General features: G+C 40.5%; 19 protein-coding genes. 1 reads left to right on the top strand and 18 read right to left on the bottom strand.

Annotation, left to right across the window (positions count from 1 at the left end):
• Positions 1-6 precede the first annotated feature (6 nt).
• The 11 genes from D0T66_RS06540 to D0T66_RS06490 form a co-directional block, all read right to left on the bottom strand.
• Positions 7-1,455 (bottom strand): DNA cytosine methyltransferase, encoded by a 1,449-nt coding sequence (locus D0T66_RS06540; RefSeq protein WP_163356451.1) that lies wholly within the window; start codon positions 1,453-1,455, stop codon positions 7-9.
• Between the two features lie 165 nt (positions 1,456-1,620).
• Positions 1,621-2,283: a DNA methyltransferase gene (locus D0T66_RS06535; RefSeq protein ID WP_163356450.1), complete on the bottom strand. Its 663-nt coding sequence runs from the start codon at positions 2,281-2,283 to the stop codon at positions 1,621-1,623.
• On the bottom strand, positions 2,256-2,486 hold the full coding sequence (locus D0T66_RS06530) for a hypothetical protein (RefSeq protein WP_163356449.1): 231 nt from the start codon (positions 2,484-2,486) through the stop codon (positions 2,256-2,258). Before D0T66_RS06530 ends, D0T66_RS06535 begins: the two co-directional genes overlap by 28 nt.
• Positions 2,486-3,178 carry a hypothetical protein gene (locus D0T66_RS06525; RefSeq protein ID WP_163356448.1) on the bottom strand — a complete coding sequence of 231 codons (693 nt, stop codon included), beginning with the start codon at positions 3,176-3,178 and terminating at the stop codon, positions 2,486-2,488. Before D0T66_RS06525 ends, D0T66_RS06530 begins: the two co-directional genes overlap by 1 nt.
• A gap of 94 nt (positions 3,179-3,272) precedes the next feature.
• Positions 3,273-3,557: a hypothetical protein gene (locus D0T66_RS06520; RefSeq protein WP_163356447.1), complete on the bottom strand. Its 285-nt coding sequence runs from the start codon at positions 3,555-3,557 to the stop codon at positions 3,273-3,275.
• Positions 3,558-3,568: 11 nt separating this feature from the next.
• A complete protein-coding gene (locus D0T66_RS06515) occupies positions 3,569-4,231 on the bottom strand; it encodes a YqaJ viral recombinase family protein (protein WP_163356446.1) in 663 nt (220 codons plus the stop codon).
• Positions 4,228-4,722 carry a hypothetical protein gene (locus D0T66_RS06510; protein ID WP_163356445.1) on the bottom strand — a complete coding sequence of 165 codons (495 nt, stop codon included), beginning with the start codon at positions 4,720-4,722 and terminating at the stop codon, positions 4,228-4,230. The genes D0T66_RS06515 and D0T66_RS06510 overlap by 4 nt, the downstream gene beginning before the upstream one ends.
• A 9-nt stretch (positions 4,723-4,731) precedes the next feature.
• Positions 4,732-4,917 (bottom strand): hypothetical protein, encoded by a 186-nt coding sequence (locus tag D0T66_RS06505; RefSeq protein ID WP_163356444.1) that lies wholly within the window; start codon positions 4,915-4,917, stop codon positions 4,732-4,734.
• 13 nt (positions 4,918-4,930) lie between these two features.
• Complete coding sequence (locus tag D0T66_RS06500; RefSeq protein WP_163356443.1) at positions 4,931-5,215, bottom strand: hypothetical protein; 285 nt, start codon at positions 5,213-5,215, stop codon at positions 4,931-4,933.
• 128 nt (positions 5,216-5,343) lie between these two features.
• Positions 5,344-6,222 (bottom strand): hypothetical protein, encoded by an 879-nt coding sequence (locus D0T66_RS06495; RefSeq protein ID WP_163356442.1) that lies wholly within the window; start codon positions 6,220-6,222, stop codon positions 5,344-5,346.
• Between the two features lie 387 nt (positions 6,223-6,609).
• Positions 6,610-6,927 carry a hypothetical protein gene (locus D0T66_RS06490; protein ID WP_163356441.1) on the bottom strand — a complete coding sequence of 106 codons (318 nt, stop codon included), beginning with the start codon at positions 6,925-6,927 and terminating at the stop codon, positions 6,610-6,612.
• Positions 6,928-7,154: 227 nt separating this feature from the next.
• On the opposite strand from D0T66_RS06490, the gene D0T66_RS06485 reads away from it, so the two are divergent.
• On the top strand, positions 7,155-7,841 hold the full coding sequence (locus tag D0T66_RS06485; protein ID WP_163356440.1) for a helix-turn-helix transcriptional regulator: 687 nt from the start codon (positions 7,155-7,157) through the stop codon (positions 7,839-7,841).
• Positions 7,842-8,191: 350 nt separating this feature from the next.
• Here the strand turns inward: D0T66_RS06485 and D0T66_RS06480 are convergent, their stop codons facing one another.
• The 7 genes from D0T66_RS06480 to D0T66_RS06450 all read right to left on the bottom strand — a co-directional run bounded on the left by D0T66_RS06480 (position 8,192) and on the right by D0T66_RS06450 (position 19,384).
• Positions 8,192-9,937, bottom strand: a complete 1,746-nt coding sequence (locus tag D0T66_RS06480; RefSeq protein ID WP_163356439.1) for a sodium:solute symporter — start codon at positions 9,935-9,937, stop codon at positions 8,192-8,194.
• 12 nt (positions 9,938-9,949) lie between these two features.
• Positions 9,950-11,617 carry a ribulokinase gene (locus D0T66_RS06475; RefSeq protein ID WP_163356438.1) on the bottom strand — a complete coding sequence of 556 codons (1,668 nt, stop codon included), beginning with the start codon at positions 11,615-11,617 and terminating at the stop codon, positions 9,950-9,952.
• Between the two features lie 104 nt (positions 11,618-11,721).
• Positions 11,722-13,224 (bottom strand): L-arabinose isomerase, encoded by a 1,503-nt coding sequence (araA, locus tag D0T66_RS06470; RefSeq protein ID WP_163356437.1) that lies wholly within the window; start codon positions 13,222-13,224, stop codon positions 11,722-11,724.
• Positions 13,225-13,266: 42 nt separating this feature from the next.
• The gene (locus D0T66_RS06465; RefSeq protein ID WP_163356436.1) at positions 13,267-13,950 is read right to left on the bottom strand and encodes an L-ribulose-5-phosphate 4-epimerase; all 684 of its coding nucleotides are present in this window, start codon (positions 13,948-13,950) and stop codon (positions 13,267-13,269) included.
• A gap of 187 nt (positions 13,951-14,137) precedes the next feature.
• A complete protein-coding gene (locus D0T66_RS06460; RefSeq protein WP_163356435.1) occupies positions 14,138-14,827 on the bottom strand; it encodes an NUDIX domain-containing protein in 690 nt (229 codons plus the stop codon).
• An 80-nt stretch (positions 14,828-14,907) separates the two neighbouring features.
• Complete coding sequence (locus tag D0T66_RS06455; protein ID WP_163356434.1) at positions 14,908-17,268, bottom strand: glycoside hydrolase family 127 protein; 2,361 nt, start codon at positions 17,266-17,268, stop codon at positions 14,908-14,910.
• Positions 17,269-17,353: 85 nt separating this feature from the next.
• Positions 17,354-19,384, bottom strand: a complete 2,031-nt coding sequence (locus tag D0T66_RS06450; RefSeq protein WP_163356433.1) for a transketolase — start codon at positions 19,382-19,384, stop codon at positions 17,354-17,356.
• Positions 19,385-19,474 lie beyond the last annotated feature (90 nt).

The raw sequence follows: 19,474 nt of genomic DNA, 5'->3' as shown, positions 1-19,474 counted from the left end.
AATATTTTATGCTGCTTGTCGATTATCTTCGGTATCAGGGTTGCTATAAAAGAGCCTGATGGCATCAGCTTTCTTATAGTTTGTCAGTAACCTTTTGCCTATCATTTCAACCATTTTTGCGGTGACAGCATTGCCTAATAGTTTATATCGCTGAGTTTTTGGCAATAACTTGATTTCTCCATTATAGTCTCCGTATCGAGTCCAGTTGTCAGGAAAGCCTTGTAGTCTTTCGCACTCTATTTCGGTTAGTCGGCGAATATTGTTTACGTAAGGAATGTTATCTCCTCCTGTACCATAACTTGCCTGAATGGTCGGTGTCACTTCTGTATATATCCGTTGTTCCTTGTGGAAGTGTACAGGGTCGCCAACGAAAGTGTTATGCGATGCTATAAGGGGGCTACGAGAGTCTGTGGGTATCGCAGGGCTAATGCCATCAGTACCATAAATTCGATTTTGTTGGTATGGCTGTTTATTATTGCTTTCGGTGGAAGGATTGAGTTGTACTACTACTCCTTGATAGCAACGTGTATCTAAAGTGGGTGTGATACCTTTTCTATTGACATTGCCACGTTTATCCTGATTTACGGATTTGAGGTCTATTGAGTCTCCGATTTCAATATTATCTTTTTTATCTGTATCAACTAATATTATGGGTACGACTCCATGTCCTACAACTATTGTTGATGATAGACCTTTATCGTTAATGACAATCCCATCTTGTCCTTTTCTAATCCTACCAACCTTATTTATTTTGGAGTTTTCAGATTTTATGCGGCTTGTCCTGACGAATGTGTCGTCTGCTCTTTGTCCGTAGTTACATCTGATTGTTGTACAATTTTCGGTTTGTGATTGTCGCTTGTCTGTTCCGTCCTTTTTGTGAGATATTCCTTCATCTTGTGTGATAGGAAATACGTTTCGCCAATTTCGGAAAGAGGTTGCAAGATGTCCGACAAGATATATTCGCTCACGATTTTGGGGTAATAGCCATGATGTATTAACAAGTTGCCATTCGATTGCATAACCCCCAATGTCGGCAAACGCTTTGATAATCGCCCAAAAGTCTCGGCGAGAGTTTGAGCTGAAAGCTCCTTTAACATTTTCCCAGATAAATATGTCTGGTCGGAAGTGAGATATTGCGATAATTGCTTCTTTGATAAGGGAGCTTTTATTCCCTGCAAGTCCTTCTCTGTTTCCAGCAAGCGAGAAATCTTGGCAAGGCGAACCGAATGTGATAATGTCTGGTCGTCTGATTCCCGACTGAATGATATTTTCAACTGCTCCGATGTATTCTGCATTTGGATAATTGTATTTATAGTTTGCGATTGCGTGTTTATCTATTTCTGAATAATATGTTTTCTTGAATTGGAAGCCTGCATCGGCAAGTCCTTTATGGAATCCACCTGTGCCGGAAAACAAATCAAGTAATACTAATTCTTTATTTTCATTTGATGCCATATACGTTGTGATTTTTTACTGTATCAATCTTTAACTTCCCTTCTTTATCGAGGTATCGGGAGATACGCTTTTGCTTTTCTTCTTCGGGAAGCCGCTTGTCTAAGAGAATCTGTGTTTTCGGACTCTTACAAATTAGGACAGTAACAAATTGTTTTTCACTATTCATTAAAAATTCATTTTTAGTTGTTGCTGATGCGTTTTCAATCTGTTAATTGCGTCATTGAAATATGTTTTGTCCTTTTCTATGATTGTCAAGTCAAAATCCAAATCGTGACAAGCTATTGCATGAGAAAAAGAACCTCCATGAGTATCAAGAATCGAATCGCCTTTAGTCGCATAATTTCCCAAAATCCACTTATATAATTCTATCGGCTTTTGAGTCGGGTGTATCTTTAAGTGCCATTTTCCATTATAGTCGGACATATAATACACATAGATTTTTCTTAATGCCCGATTAAAAGATGTATATAGTAACTCGCAATCACTGAAATCGGCATGGTTTCCTTTGTCCCAAACAATCCATCCCATTGAGGGTTTTAAATATTCAACCATATAATTAGCCCCGAATATTATTTGATTTCTGGAAACTCTGAATAACTCATCAAAGTAAGATTTGTCGGGTATAGACTTATCCCACTCGGAACTATCTTTATATCCGACTCTGCTAACCTCTCCTTTTCTCCTCCTATTTTTATCCTTACCTCCTTCGCCTATTCCATAGGGCGGGTCAACTATTGCTAAATCATAAGTATTGTCTGGCAATGCCAACATATAGTCCATGCAGTCACCTCTTATTGCTTTTATTTTTCCGAGTTGATATATTCCCATTTTTTGTATTTTTCGTTATCTATTTCGAAATCCCCTTTGCCATTCTTTTTCGCTTCGCAATACCGCAAGCCAAATACAACGCAAAAAGAAAGGTGCGAGCAATGCCACATGTATTTAAAGCGTTGGTTTTCGCCCTGATTATGTAAGCAGTATTCGCACCTGACAGGGATTCCGTTCTTGGTTTCAATCCCCTTTTTTGCCATTAACCTTTCACGACTTTAAACCAGAAAAATTCTGTATCGTAAGCTTTTAGTAATGATTCTCCACAGATATATACATAGCCTTGTTCCATAATCTTCACATAGTCCATAGGGTTCTGAATATCGGGTGTTATGGTGTTGGGGTTATTCTTTGTTCTAAATGCTATATCTTTTGGTTGTAGGTCTTTATAGTTGCAGGGAATAAGTACGCAATCGACTTTTTCAAAGATTTCTGATTGAAAATGATATAGTCCGTAGGTCTTTTCTGAGCTTAGAAGTATCACCGAGTCGTTTTGTGTTCCAATTCCTAACTGCTTATCATTATATCCCAATTGGAAGATGTTGATAGTATCAGGGACAATTAAGAGTTTATCGGTCTGGAAAATAATCTTCTGTGATTCAATCCAACAGAGTTTGTTTTTCTCCAATTCTTTAAGCATGAATATTTTTTCTTCGGAAGTGGCTTTGCGGTTGATGTAGTCAACCAGAAACCAATCATCGAGATTCAAAAGTTTAGCCGTTATGTTGTAATTGGCGTGGTAATACACTTTGTCTCCTTCGATATGGGAAACAATACAGAGCCAAATGGAAGTTGGCGACTTGCAGAATAGTACATCGCCTTTTTTTATATTGGGTATAGGAATCGGGCATTTATATTTACCCGCCTCGAATATTTCTTTTTCTTTATTATTCATATTATTTCTCTTTTTAATGAAAAAGGGCTGATGTTTCACAACAGCAGCCCCTCAAATAGTTTACTTGATTTAGAATTACAAAAGTGTTTATACGTTAGAATGGCAAATCATCTTCTTCTTGTGTTGTTCCTTGCTGAGAGGAACTTGTACCATCCCAAGTTTTGAGATTACCAATATAAATAGTCCTGTCATTGGGTTGACGTTGCTCTTTAGGGACATTGACAATGACGGCATGTGTGTCGCCATATTTACCTTTTTCTTTTAGCTGCGATATGCCAATATTGAGATATTGTTTGCCATTTTTTTCGCTTTTTCTTATCAGTTCTTTTGGTATGTCTGTCAGGCAGATAGAGCCATACAGGAATTTATTGTCATTCATAATTGTTGGTTTTAAAATTTGGGTGTGAAACGTGCTGTATCTTGTTCGAGTGCTACTCTTAGCAGGGAGAGCCTGTCTTTAGTTCTCATTACCAAACTCGAAATGTTACTTATATCCTTCTTGCTTAGTTGAACAACGGTGTCGGGCGTAACATCATAGACGAGTAGCGGATTGGCTGTATTTTCGGGACGGTAGGAAATGAAGTGTAGTGTTTTGAGGTTTTTCAAAACGGTAAAATACATGACTATCTGCCAGATATATTCTTGTATCATCAACATAGGGTTGCGGAGATAGGCTGTATGTGTGACACGGTTGGGGCATTTAATTTCGATAGCTTCTGCCATCCTTTTGCCGATTATACCATCAGGGCTTAGTCCTGCTATGCCGTTATCCATTTCTATCCATCCGTACTGTGTAACCTTTTTCTCATATACTCTCTCGTATTCCATACGGGCAAGTGGCTCATAAATATTGCCTCGCTCCATATCGTTGGACGTAAACATTTCTTCGAGTTCGAAAGGTTCGAATCGTGTGGATAAGAGTTCGTCATATATGGCACAATCCCGAACATCTTTGTCTACCATGAGTTTTTTGAGGGTAGAACCTCCAATCTTCCCATATTTGAGCAAGAACCATTCTTCGGATTGTTGCAAAAGCTCTTTGTATATCTTCATTTCAATACTTCTTTTAGCCTGTCTTTTACAGTTACTATTTTCGTGTCTTTACGGTGCTTGAGACTCATATACACTTCTTGTAGTTCTGCAAGTGTTTGACAGGCTTCCAATTGTTTTTTGTCGGCTTCTATTTCTGCATCAAAGGTTGTTTCTTTTGGCATGACGGGACGCACTCGCAGACATTCAACGACTTCTCCTGCAACTTTTGTCGTTGTAGGGTAAAGTGTTATCTTTTTACCTACCCAATCTTCAATGTATGGGCTTCCGTAGATTTTGGTAATGGTTTTGGCATTTGTCCTGTTTATTATGAAAGGTTTTTGTCCTCTCAACTCGGCAACGGTGCAATCTTCTTCTTTACCTCCTTCCCCTTTTACTCGCCGTACTTCTACTTTAGTTATTTCAACTGTGAGGTCTTGACCATCGAGCGAATATGCTCCGATGTAATCCAAATTGACCAACCGCTTCCAATGCGTTTTTCCTTCATTGCTCATAGTTCTCAATTATTGTTTTTTATTATCGGTATTTAGTTTGATAGTCTCTTTTTCGATATATTCGGCAAACTGTCTCAACTGTTGCGGAGTAAACCAAATCATTTGCACTGTTTCGGAGTCAAGGGTAGTGGTGTCATAATCCTCGCAGAGTTGTATTGCCCTTTTGAGGTATTTTTTGAAGTCGTTATTTGTCATTGGCTGATTGGGGTTAAATGTTTACTTTATCTAAACTGATTAATTTCTTTTTGGAGATATACTTTACGGATGTCGCATTTGTCCCTGTGTTGATTTGCTTTAGCAATCCTAAATTGATTAGGTGTGTGACTCTGCTTCTTCCTCTAAGTTTGTATGCCTGTCTGGTGCTAATCAAGTCAGGATCAATATTTTTACCCTTTCTTTGAGGCTGTCCCTTAATATATTCAGACATGACTTCGGCTATAATTTCGAGTATAGCTTCTTTTATGGCTTGTTTGATATTTGTAGATAACGACATAGCTTTATTAATGAGTTTATTATGAAATTCACGCCCTAAAGCTGGCTGGAATTAGGACAAAAAAAGGCGTACTAAAATGAATTAGTACGCCCGAAGGTGTCAGTTATATAATGTTAAGTATTGGTATTTTACATGAAGAAGTTTAGAGTATCAAATCTTACTCCTTCTAAGTCTTTTATATTAGAATTGTAAGCGTTCCATGCGGTTGATATGTGACTTGTTTTTATTTCATCTGTTATCCCTGTTTTTTTATTTCTTCTATTACGATTTGAGTTTCGGATATTAACAAGTCTACGGCGTGCTTCGTCAATTGCTTGGTACTCGCAGTGTTCGAGTGTTGCAAACTGATTGAAAAAAGCCAATACTTTTTCAACCGATTGCCCTCTATTTCTTATTAAGAAAGACATGAATCCGCAATAGTCGGTTGTAGTAAGGGTATTAAATGCTGAGTTCAATTTTAATCCTTTCAGCAATATATCATCCCAATGTTCTTTATTGCTTTCATATTCTACCAATTGAAGGCTTGGTGTTATCTTATATTTCTTTGAAGATTTATGAAAATCCAAACTATCTCTTAATAATACCATATATCTTTTGGTTATTGCTGCTAATTGTACATGGTAAGGATAGCCTTTTATTTTAAATGAATCGGCGGCAGTCCTTGTCCTTTGTGTATCAAGAATCTCAAAGGCTTTTTCGTCTACATTGCTAATTGCTAATAAGTTTTGTGGTACTCCTGAGACAATTATGCCTTGTAAGCGTTGCTGACCATCAACCATCCTCATATTTTCATCGAACTTAATAGCCAACCCGCTTTTTTCAACCCATAAACCACTCGTCATTTGTGTTGCTAAATAGTTTACATGAATGTTATTCATGTCCCGATTGTGGGTGTTATATTTACCAAGCAATTCCTGAGCTAATTCGGGTGTCATATACACTTCTTCAATGTACATACCCAATAGCCAAATGCCTGTTCCAGTACCTAAGCCTATTGATTTTTCCATAGTTTACAAAATATTAAATTAATTAAATTGTTATTCTAATTCAAAGGTATCGTATGCTTATTCCTTGCTGTAACTTGGATTCTAAAAGTTTTCGGAAAAAATTTAACATTTCCGATGTATTAATGGAATACTTTTTGAAATTCAGCAATTTAAGCGAGAAAAAAGTTTTCGGAAAGTGGGAATAGTCAGGCTCGAACTGACTGTACTCCTTTTGTATATTCCCTAAGTATCAAAATGATACTATATATTAATCGCACAGGGTTTTATTATCCGCCAACCCCGAAGTTAATAGCCATAAGGCAGTGCGTAAAAGTGTCGTTTTTATACAAAACCACTCCACAACCCAATGTGGAAACTGTCGTAACAGGGGTTTGTTTTTCCAATACGTCAAAGAACCATAGACCAATATTGTTGGTCATTCTGTATTTCTTTTTCTTGTTCAATTATTAGCTTATACTCAATATTCCTATCCTCGACCATTTGAGCTACATATTGCATAAACTGTTCGCTGATTTCAGGTATTAACTCCCATTCTGAGTTAAGTATTTCGGCAGTTTCGAGTATTACTTCATCATCTTTGCCTAAGAACTCGACTATGCAGCGAAACCCAAATATGCAGTTATCGAAGTTTTGTGGTATTGGCTCTGCAAGCGATTTAGCTATCATTGATTTTGCAACATTTATCATAGAAAATAGCCCTTGCATGAGTTATACTTTATAGTTTTATTCTCATCTTTAGTTATTTTTTTATACTAAAGATGTTGGGATATTAACAAAATCCTGTATCTTCGCATTAAAATGTTCTATTTGGAACTTTTCAGAAGCAAAGAAAGTTCAATTTAGAACATTATGCAAATAAAAATGTGCCAAATGGAACATTTTTAATAATATTTCACTATTTGATTACGGTATTTTTTTGATTACGGAAAGAAATGTCTAAGGAAACAATTGATTACGAAACGTTTGATTTTAAACGAATCAAACAGCACAGAAAATTCTTAGGTATAACACAGGATGAACTGGCTGAGTGGTTGAACGCTGGACGTACAACTATTATCAGGTATGAGAAGGGGCGTATTCCTATCGAAGCTATGCCAAAAATAACCCGATTCTTAGATGTAAAAACCAAAGAGGAACTATATGGTGTTCTTGTTGATGATTTCGGTTTGGAATACAAAACACTGTCAAATGGAGAGTACCAAATCAGTATTCCTTATATTCCTATTTCATCTTACCAACAATATGCTAATACATTTGAATTAGGGGATTTGCAACTCGGTTATGTAGTGGATAATATCAATACAGGATTGTATGTTGCTTTTGAAGTAAAAGGGGAGGCAATGGATAATGGCAGTAGGCGAAGTCTTACAAAGGGAGATATTGCCATAGCTAAAGAGTTGGATAAAGATAATCTACAAATGGATGAAATAAATGGCGAAATTTGGGTTGTAATTCTGGAGGGGGATATTCTGTTCAGGAAGGTAGAAAAATTCGTCAGGAAAGATAATAAGATTGTATTTCGGGCTTTAAACCCGTCAAAAGAATATGCAGATTTCAGCCTAAATTTAGCTGAAATAAAAAAACTATATAGAGTTATAGAGAGAAGAACAAATTTCTAAATCGAGAGCAATTTAGAATCTGTTATACTAATAGTTTACCAGAATTTTGTAACACGCTAATTATCAGTACAAAACAACCTGCCTTACAAGCAGAGGGTCGGCGGTTCGAATCCGTCAACGCCCACTTGAAAATCAAAGACTTACGAGAAATCGTAAGTCTTTTTTTATATCCATAACTTAGCAGAGGATATACAACAGAAGTATTTACAGTTCAGACGATGCCAAGTTGTGATCAGCTTTCAAAATTTCGAGAATCAGAATAGAAAAACCTGCAACGACCAATTGCAGGTTTTAAATATATTCATTGTTATAATAGATGAAAGCTGTTACCCTTTCAACAGTCTTTTCAGTTACCAGAAATACCAGTAGAATAAAGCGCAGAATGCAACAACACCCAAAGAGGCGATAACATCCCATTTGCTCCAGCTTTTTCCGATTTGTTTCTTATAATCATCTGTGAAAGTGATAGCTTCAATCTGCTGTGCCGTTGGTTTCTTCGTGAACAATGATACTACAACCATCAACAATATGATGAAGACAAGTAACCATATCTCGAAGATAAGCCAGTTAGTTTGCCAAAACCAAGAAGTATACTCCCAAAATCCGCCTGTCATCACGGCTTTACCTGTATCAGTGAAAATATTGGTCAATAGGCGCAACATACCGATAAGGAAACCGGCTATCATACCCACTTCACCGGCTTTTGGCGTAATCCTCTTGGAGAATATACCAAGGGCAAATACAGCCACCATCGCAGGTGCAAGTAACGATTGGATGCCCTGCAAATAATCGTAAAGGCTACCAAGGCTCATCATAATCGGTATCCAGACAATACCAAGCACCACAACGACCATTGTTGCAACGCGGCCTACCATCACATATGTACCTTCGCTCTTATTTTTGAACATCGGTTTGTAGAAATCCTCGGTAAATAGCGTAGCACAAGAGTTGAAGAATGCAGCTAATGAAGCGACCAATGCCGAAATGAAACCGATAGTTACAATCCCTTTAACACCGGCAGGCAAAACAAATTTCACCATAGAACCGAATGCCGTATCAGGATTGTCTAATGTGAAACCGCTTTCAGGACGTGCGGCCAATGCAGCAGCCACCATTCCCGGAATCAAGAACATAAATACAGGCAATAATTTGAAATAACCGGCAGCAATAGTACCTCTACGGGCACGTTTCATGACTACTTCGTTCGATTCACCTTTGCGCTGTCCAAGTACACGCTGAACGATATGTTGGTCGGTACACCAGTACCAGAAACCGATGATCGCCGCTCCGATAAATACCCAAAAACCCGGATAGTCGTCATATAGCGGATCGCCTGTACTAAAGTGGAACATATGATTTGTACCGTATGCAACGCCGTCTGCTCCTACGTTTAGCGTTTTGGAATAGTCAATCATTGCATTCCAGCCATCGGCTATACTTCCACCGCCCAACGCAGATAATCCCAAGAAAAGCACAAGGAATGAACCAAGAATAAGTATAGGTGTCTGTATTGCCGATAGTGTCATTACACCCTTCATACCGCCCATAACGGTAAAGATACCGGTCAAAACTATCAAGCCAATAGCGCCATACCAGAAAGGCAATCCAAGAAGGCTTTCCATAAAGATACCACCTGTAAAGGCCGTTACACTCACTTTGGTCAATACATATGCTATAAGTGTGATGATAGATAACCACGAACCTGTCTTGGGTGTATAACGATATTTAAGGAAATCGGGCATGGTGATGATTTTACCCATCTTATTATTCATAAGTTGGTAGAACGGCACGAAAAGCCATCCCAAAATAAGTATCATCCAACCTTGCATTTCCCAGTGTGCCATACCTACACCTGATTTCGCACCGGTACCAGCCAGTCCGACGAGGTGCTCCGAGCCAATGTTTGCGGCAAAAATGGCAGCACCAATTATATACCATGGCTCGCCTTTACCAAAAAGGTAGTCTTCGCTGTTAGCACCTTGTTGCAGGCGTTTGTCTTTCTGCACAGAACGCCACACAGCCCATGTTATAGCCAGAATTCCGACTGTGATAACAACCCAGTCGAGCCAGATAAATTCATGTGAATTCCAATTCATATTTTTTTAGATTTAAGAAAATAATTCAGTTTCTGTGAACTTGCCAAGTTTTTGGTATTTTTCGTATGCAGACATATATACGCGGTGATTATCCATATTGGGAGTATATACAGATGCAAATCCTTGTCCCATCGCTTTTTGTGCCGCATAAATATCAGGATGTTCGCCTGCTACGACTGCGGCAAACATTGCTGCTCCAAATGCACAGGCTTGTTCCGACTTGGCCACTTTGATCGGCATGCCCAATACATCGGCAAGCGTTTGCATCACAAGAGGAGATTTCAAGGAAATACCTCCGATGCCGATAACGCTTTCTATCTCGATACCATTTTGCAGGAAACGGTCTACAATAGCTTTAGAACCGAATGCAGTAGCTTCGACCAATGATTTGAATATAATCGGTGCAGAGCTTGCCAGATTAAGACCTGTAATAGACCCTTTTACCAATTGGTTAGCATCAGGTGTGCGTCGTCCGTTCATCCAGTCGATTACAAGAACAGAACTGTCAGATACTGGTATTTTAGCAGCTTCAATAGAAAGCTCAGGTATAATTTTATCAAGAGCTTCTTCGATAAGTTTATCTTTTGTAGCCTTATCTATCAAATCGGATGAGCCGACTAATTTTTCCAAAGGCCATGCCAACACAGACTTGAACCATGCATAAATGTCTCCAAAACCGGATTGCCCCGCTTCCAAACCAATCATTCCCGGAACAACCGAACCGTCTACCTGTCCGCATATTCCCGGAACTAATTTTCCGTGCATCTCGTTGTAAGGCACTATCATAATGTCGCAAGTCGATGTACCTATCACACGTACGAAAGTTTTAGGACCTATTTCGGCGCCTACTGCTCCCATGTGACAGTCGAACGCACCTACCCCTACGGCTACATTAGTCGTTAATCCCAATCTTTTAGCCCATTCAGGTGTGAGGTTTCCCACTTTTACATCACTTGTATGTGTTTCGTGGAATAATCTGTCTTTGAATCCTTTGAGTAGAGGTTCAATTTCCACCAAGAAATCTTCGGACGGAAGGCCATCCCATTCTTTCAGCCACATTGCTTTGTGTCCGGCTGCACATCTACTTCTTACAATATCCGCTGCCTTTGTGGTACCTGTTATCAAAGCCGGCATCCAGTCGCAATGCTCTACCCAACTGTAAGCATCTTTTCTGATTGAAGGGTCTACTTTCAGTACATGAGCCATTTTTGCCCATACCCATTCGCTCGAATATATTCCACCTTCGTAGGCAGTATAGTCAATAGGCCAGCGTTTCGCAATCTCGTTTATCTTAGCTGCTTCTTCTACGGCAGTATGATCTTTCCATAGCACAAACATGGCATTTGGATTTTCGGCATACTCAGGACGCAAAGCCAAAACCTGTCCTTCTTCATCGATAAGTGCAGGCGTAGAACCTGTGGTATCGAATGACATCCCGACTACCTTTTCGGCAGTTCCTTTTGGCGCTTTGCTTAAAGCTTCTTTTACAGACTCTTCCAAAGCTTCTATGTAGTCAAGAGGGTGCTGTCTGTATTGATTATTTATCGGATCACAGTATTTGCCCTCTTTCCATCTTTTGTAATATTTTACCGAAGATGCTATTTCCTCTCCATTTTGAGTATTAATAATTACCGCCCGACATGAATCGGAGCCGTAATCCAGGCCAATTGTATATTTCATAATATTTTAATTTGTAAATATGAAAATCAGCAGATTAGCAAATGCAAGAATATCCGAAATAAAATTATATACCAATTCTCACATTTGCTAATTTACTCATTAACTTATCTTAAAGCTTTGTTTAGCATGTAATACACCTCATTGTTGCGCAAATCCTGACGGAACTGGCGAATAGTAGTGTCTTTGTCGATAATCAACAATTCGATGTCTGCAATTTCAGCATAATCCTCTAACATTTCGGTTGTTACCGCGAAAGAGAAACTTGAGTGGTGAGTACCTCCGGCCAGAATCCATGCACCTGCACCGATTTCGAAGTCAGGCATCGGTTTCCACAATGCACATGCAACAGGAAGTTTAGGCAGCGCTTTAGGTTCTCTTACTTCCACTTCATTCACTATCATACGAAAGCGGTTACCCATGTCTACTATTGTAGCGGCAACGCCTTCACCCTTGTGCGCCTGGAATACGAGGCGGGCACATACTCCTGCATCACCGATTCCTAAGAAATGTACTTCTACGCGAGGTTTTACTCCTGTAATGTCCGGGTTGATTTCCAACATATGTGATTGAAGGATGGTGCTGTTATCTCCGTCGAAGTTTAATGTATAATCTTCGAGGAACGATTGTCCGCCCGGCAATCCTCTACCCATTACCCACATAGTGCGCACGAGTGCTGCTGATTTCCAGTCTCCTTCCGCTCCGAATCCGTACCCCTCAGCCATCAGGCGTTGAGAAGCGAAGCCCATCAACTGTTTCATGCCTGACAATTCGTTGAAGCTTGTTGTAAACCCTTTCGCGCCTTTGTCTTGCAAGAAACGACGGAGTCCGATTTCCTGAGCGGCTGCGTCACGTACAACCTGATGTTTTTCCGTACCCTTTTTACAATCGTCGGCAAAGTCGTAAATCTTTTCATATTCAGCTACAAGAGCATCTATTTCTGCTTCTGCAACAGCCTCTATATAGGGTACTAATGTCGCGATAGGAGCATTGTCGACATGATAACCTAAGCGAATTTCGGCTTCAACTTTGTCACCGTCTGTTACCGCAACATTGTTCATATTATCTCCGAAACGGATAATAAGCATGTCTTGCGAATCTGCCCATCCGGCACAAACACGCATCCATGAGGCTATTTTGCTTTGAGTATCTTTATCTTTCCAATAACCTACCACCACTTTACGAGGCTTGCGCAAACGGCTGGTAATATGACCGAATTCACGGTCGCCATGAGCCGATTGGTTGAGGTTCATGAAATCCATATCGATTTCACTCCAAGGAATTTCTTTATTGTATTGAGTATGAAGATGCAGAAGCGGTTTTTTGTAATCCATCAAGCCGTGTATCCACATTTTAGCAGGCGAGAATGTGTGCATCCATGTAATCATACCTACACACTTTGTATCGCCGTTTGCTTCACGCATGATTTGAGAAATCTCCGCCGAAGAGTTGGCAGTTCCTTTATAAACAACTTTTATAGGAAGGATTCCTGAATCGTTCAAGCCTTTTACCATTTCAGTTGAGTGAGCGTCAACTGCTACTACTGCGTCGCCTCCGTAAAGAAGCTGTGCGCCGGTTACAAACCATACTTCAAAGTCTTTAAAATCCATGATATTAAATTTTTATAATTAGTAAATCAGATATTTTTATTCTCATTGTCCGTAGTAAGCATCCGGACCATGTTTTCTGAAAAAATGTTTCTTGATGAGCTCGTCGTTCATCTTCAATTGAGGATTGACATTGTATGCGACGAATGCCATTTTGGCTACCTGTTCCATTACAACTGCATTGTGAACTGCATCGTGAGCATCTTTGCCCCATGAGAAAGGGCCGTGATTATTGACAAGTACACCCGGTGTGTAGTCGGCATTCAGGCCTTCGAAACGTTCGACTATAACATTTCCTGTTTCCAATTCATATTTGCCTTGTACTTCTTGCGGTGTCATTTGGCGTGTGCAAGGGATGGCATCTTTGAAGTAATCGGCATGAGTTGTTCCGATATTCGGAATATCGCGCCCTGCCTGAGCCCACGCAGTCGCATATGTGGAGTGTGTGTGAACTACTCCTCCGATATTCGGAAATGCCTTATATAATACAAGGTGTGTTGCCGTATCGGAAGATGGTTTCAATTTGCCGTCTACTACATTGCCTTCGAGGTCTACGACTACCATGTCTCCGGCTGTCATCGTATCGTACGAAACTCCTGACGGTTTGATAACAACAAGCCCCGATTGGCGGTCTATCGCGCTGACATTGCCCCATGTGAAGATGACCAAACCATGCTTCACAAGGTCGATGTTGGCGTCGAATACTTCTTTCTTTAATGCTTCTAACATGCCTTTCTCTTTATTTTTTGAGATATAATCTTGATTGCTTATATAAGTGTATTGATTACACTTGATTATGCAATATTAATAATAAGTGTTTATTTATACACTTATTTAAGCATGTTGTAAAACATATTTACAAAAAAAGAGAGCTATGCGCCCTCTTCTAAATTGTATATATCTTATATTGTGCTTATTACAGCGAGAAGTAAAAACCTTTCCTTAGCAGTTCGTTATATTTTTCTTTTCGGAATTCGTAGTAAAATGCACCACGTTTGGAGCTGGATTTATCCTTATCTTCTTGTTTCTCGAGTATGTCCATTTCCAGAATTTTCTTGCGGAAGTTGCGTTTATCCAAGGTTGTTTGATAAATAGCCTCATATAAGGATTGCAGTTGCGGCAGCGTGAATCTCTCTGGTAACAGATTGAAACCCAACGGTTGCGTTGCTGCTTTTTTTCTCAATATGTCCATTGTGTCGCTTAACATCTGGTTGTGGTCAAAAATAAGTTTGCCTACTTTTTCCAATTCTTCCCATCGGGCATTATGTTTTTTGCAAAGCTCTTCATCAAATAATTCCAGATTAATAAGAGCATAATAGGCCAACGAAATAACCCGCTCGCCTTCATCACGGTTAATTTCCCCGTAGGCGCCTACCTGTTCCATAAACACATCCTGTATACCTGTATATTCAAAAAGGACGCGGGTAACCGTTTCGGACAGGCTTTCATCAGACCGGACAAATCCGCCCATAAGCGTATCCTGACCTTTTAGTGGCTCGAATTTCCGTTTCGAAATAAGTAAATAGAGCTTGCCTTCTTTAAATCCGAGTATTATGCAGTCGACGGATACGAAAAACTTTTCCTGTTCAATATAAAATGGTGACATCTGAGAATTTGAGTTAGTGTAAAAGTGTATTCTATACATTATAACGCGACAAAGATAATGTTTTATCTCTATTCGGGTTTTTATTCAGAACTTAAAATTCTAACTTCAACTATTTTAGGAGTCATCAGGTTAGAATTGCCCGATATTTTGATCTCCAAAAATTCATTATCAATATCTTCAGGTATCTCCAGTATTTGAACCTGCATATTGTTTCCATGATTTCCTTCAAACCTTGCCGAACCTACAATCTGATTCTCTATCGATATATCGAATGCTCGCGCTTGATCTATATCAAAATACTTCAGGTATAAGTACTTTCCTCCTCTATGCGTATTCTTCATCCGGTAACTGAACCAGCCGTTTGCTTCGCGCCAGTGGATATCTTCAATAAATCCTGTCCACGAATCCTGTGATTGGATGAAATGGTCGGATTCGGGCTGTTGTTCTCCACACACAACTTTATCGATTGTTTTGCTATCCAATATTATCTGCTCTCTTTCTTCCTGTTCTATTTTTTCCTGCATTTTCTTTAGTCCTTCGCTTGTAGCCTGAGGCCAGTATATAATATAGCGGGATTCGTGCAGACGATAGAATGGTATGAGCTCGAGGGTTGAGGGATATTTTTCTGAATAGAGACTCGTCAAAGTAAATGTCAGGGATTTATCTTCGACCGGATTTACCAAAGAAGTAATCTCTGAAGGCTCACTGACAATGACAGGCATATCCTTCATCGGTACTTGTCTTCCATGTGCAACATGGCCGCCACGGCTGTCATCCGCAAAAAGGCCGTCCATATTATCCGTTTCGGTTTTTGCTGCCAGCACAAGAGGCCCATACATAATCGAATAGTAGTTGGAATGATCCGGCAATTGTTCGGTGGATATTTTCATTGGCATTTTCATCACTATTTTGTCTCCTTTTTTCCATTTGCGGTGGATAGAAACGTAGCCTGCTGAGTTTTCGGATACCGGATATTCCTTCCCGTTAATGCTGATTCTTAGCTCACCTTTGCTAACCCATGCCGGATAGCGTAGTTGCAGTGTGAATTCAGTTGTTTTTTCAGGATTGATTGTTAACTCCGTCTCGGGTTTGTCGGGGAAGTTATTCTCCTGTACAATAACAACTTTTTTCTTTCCCCACGTCAATTGAGAGGGGATAAACAGATTTACGAATAGTTCATTATCTGTATGTGCATATATCATTTCTCCGTATTTGGAATGGTTCTCTATCCCGGAGCCTACACAGCACCACATACTTGTCTGGGGTTGAGAATATACCCTATAGTGCCCCGGCCGCATTTGCGTAAAATATACCAATCCTCCGGTTGTCGGATTTTGAGAGGACAATATGTGATTATATAACGCCCTTTCGTAATAATCGATGTAGCTTTTATCCTTCGATGTCTGATAGAGCATGCGGGTCAGGCGAAGCATATTGTATGTATTGCAGGTCTCGGGACCTTCGATACTTTGTATTACTCTCGAGAAATCGTTTGTAGGGTTGAAATGCTCTCCTACACTGTTTCCTCCTATACACAGCGAGCGATGTTTTACAACTGTTTCCCAAAAATAACGCGAAGCCTCTGACCATTCGGTGTTTCCTTCAATATCGGCAATACGTTTGAATCCAAGTACTTTCGGAATTTGAGTATTGGCATGCATCCCGGTTAATTGGTCTTCGTGTCTGAGCAGAGGATCAAGTATGAGCTGTTGAGAGAACTGACGTGCCAGTTTGAGATATTTCTCGTCGCCGGTTATTACTGCCACGTCGGCAAAGGTTTCGTTCAGGCCTCCATATTCACTGCGGAGCATGTCTTGTATCTGCTCTTCCGTCAGTTGAGAAACCAGACTGATAGCCCAATCGGACATTTTGACAAGCATCTCTCTGGCTGGCTCGCTCTGTGCATAAAGCCAGGCATCGCGTAGGCCTGCATAAGTTTTGTGTATATTGTATAAGGGAACCCACCTGTCATTGAGGTTGAAACTTCCGGCTCGAATGTTTCCGTCAGCTATTTCTTCCCATATTGCTTTTCCTTCCGGAACTCCACCTATATAGCCATTTCCGTTAGCCTCCTGACAGCGATGCAATTCGGAAAGCATATAGTCAAGCCGCTGTTTGATTTCCATGTCTCCTGTTGATGCGTACATTAGCGATAATGCCGAAAGGTAATGCCCTCCGATATGCCCGTCCAGACCCGAGTTCTCCCAGTTTGTATAGCTTTCGGCTTTGAGTGCGAATCCTGCTTCGCGCAGAAAAGGAGCAAGTAGCCGGTCAGGATTTAATTCTAACAGGTATTTTTTGTTCAGATCCTGTGCATGCTTAAAGGGACTGTCTAAAAGCCTCACATCCTGCAAATCGAAATATTCGACTTGAGTGGTCGGTTGGGCGCAAATAAGCAACGATAATGTAAGCAGGGCTGTTGCTATGAGGATTCTTTTCATGGTTGTTTATTATACTTTTTGAAAAAGTATCCGCTGCAATTCTAATTGAACAACGGATACTAAAGATTTAAAATGAACACAGAGTCTATTTACACAATAAGCCTCTCACCTGCTTATATACATTTTCGGCTGTGAATCCGAGTTTTTCGTCCAGTATTTTGTAAGGAGCAGAATATCCGAATGAATGCATACCCCATACTTTTCCATTATTGCCTACAAGCCCTTCCAACGTGACAGGCAGCCCGGCTGTCAGACCGAATATTGTTTTGCCCGCAGGAATTACATACTCCTGATATTCCTTGCTTTGTTTTCGGAAGAGGCCTTCAGACGGGACAGATACAATACGGGACTTAATGCCATCGTTTGCCAACAGTTTAGCTCCATCAACCAAGGTAGACACCTCCGATCCCGAAGCTAATAGGATGATGTCATAATCGCTTTCGTCTTGTATGATATATGCTCCTTTCTCAGCTTGCAAAGCTTCTTGATAACGATTTGTGTTAGCAGGAAGATCGTTGATATTCTGGCGTGAAAATATCAATCCTGTTGGCGTCGACAGATTCTCCATAGCCATTTTCCAAGCTACGGTAGCCTCCGTTACATCAGCAGGACGAAGTACCAGCATCGAATTGTGTCCGTGATGATTTTGCAGTTTCTCCATCAAACGAATCTGAGCCTCTTGCTCTACAGGCTCGTGTGTCGGTCCATCTTCTCCCACACGGAAAGCATCATGTGTCCAGATAAATTTCACCGGAAGCTCCATCAATGCTGCCATACGTATGGCAGGCTTCATATAATCGGAAAAGACGAAGAATGTCGCGCAAGCTGGAATTACGCCTCCATGAAGAGCCATCCCAATGCTTAAACAAGCCATTGTCAATTCACAAACGCCCGTCTGCAAGAATGCTCCTGAAAAATCCCCTTTGCGAAGGCTGTGTGTCTTTTTGAGGAATCCATCCGTTTTGTCTGAATTGGATAGATCGGCGGAAGATACAATCATATTCTCTACCTTTTCGGCCAGTACACCCAAAACTGTAGCAGAGGCTGTGCGGGTTGCCTGATTGGGCTTCTGCTCAATGGCTGTCCAGTCTATCTCGGGGATATAGCCTTTGAACCATCTCTCCATTTTCTTAGCCGATTCGGGATTTGCCTTTGCCCAAGCCTCTTTTTCGGCATAGCGTTCAGCAACTATTTTTTTCAATTCGGCTTCCCGTTTCGCATATAATTCTTTCACTTCGGGGAAGATAGCAAACGGATTTTCAGCATCTCCACCCAGACTGGTAATTGTTGTATCGAAACAAGCACCGGCTGCGCTCAATGGCTGTCCGTGCGTTTCGGTTTCGTTTTCAAAACTCGATCCGTCATTTTTCAAACATCCCTTGCCCATTATAGTGTTGCCTATAATCAGGGTCGGTTTTGCGTCCTCTTGTTTTGCCTTTTTCAAGGCTTCCCGGATTTCATTTGCGTCATTTCCATTTATAGTGATAACACGCCATCCCCATGCCTGATATTTTGCCGCTACATCTTCGGATGTTACTTCCGATGTTTTAGTGGATAATTGTATGCCATTGGAATCGTAGAACATAATGAGATTGTCCAGCCCCAGATGTCCTGCTATACGTCCTGCTCCCTGAGATATTTCTTCCTGAATACCGCCATCGGAGATGAAAGCGTAGATAGTCTGGTTCATCCTTTCGCCAAAGCGAACTTTCAGATATTTAGCAGCTATGGCGGCACCTACAGCAAATGTATGTCCTTGTCCCAACGGCCCTGATGTATTTTCAATCCCTCTTTCGAGATCTCTTTCAGGATGCCCGGGTGTTACACTACCCCATTGACGGAATTGCATCAGATCATCCATCGAAAATTTGCCGGTGAGTGCCAGTGTCGCATATAACATCGAAGACATATGCCCGGGATCGAGGAAGAAACGGTCACGGCCTTCCCATTCCGGATTTTGCGGATCATATACAAGAAATTCACTATATAAGACATTGATGAAATCTGCTCCGCCCATAGCTCCGCCCGGATGCCCGGATTTAGCCTTTTCGACCATCGATGCAGATAATATGCGGATATTGTCTGCCGCTTTATTTAGTAAAGAAATAGTATTCATATTGTTTTATAATTTTTGCTTCGTTAGAATAAAGAACTCCGGAAGTCTCCTTGGATTACAGGATAACATTCCGGATGTCCTTTGATAATC

Origin of the sequence: Dysgonomonas sp. 25 (assembly GCF_010501075.1) — a bacterium.
In the GTDB taxonomy this organism is placed as follows: Bacteria; Bacteroidota; Bacteroidia; order Bacteroidales; family Dysgonomonadaceae; genus Dysgonomonas.
Note: the sequence above shows the minus strand (reverse complement) of the source record. Positions and strands in the feature narration are given on the sequence as shown.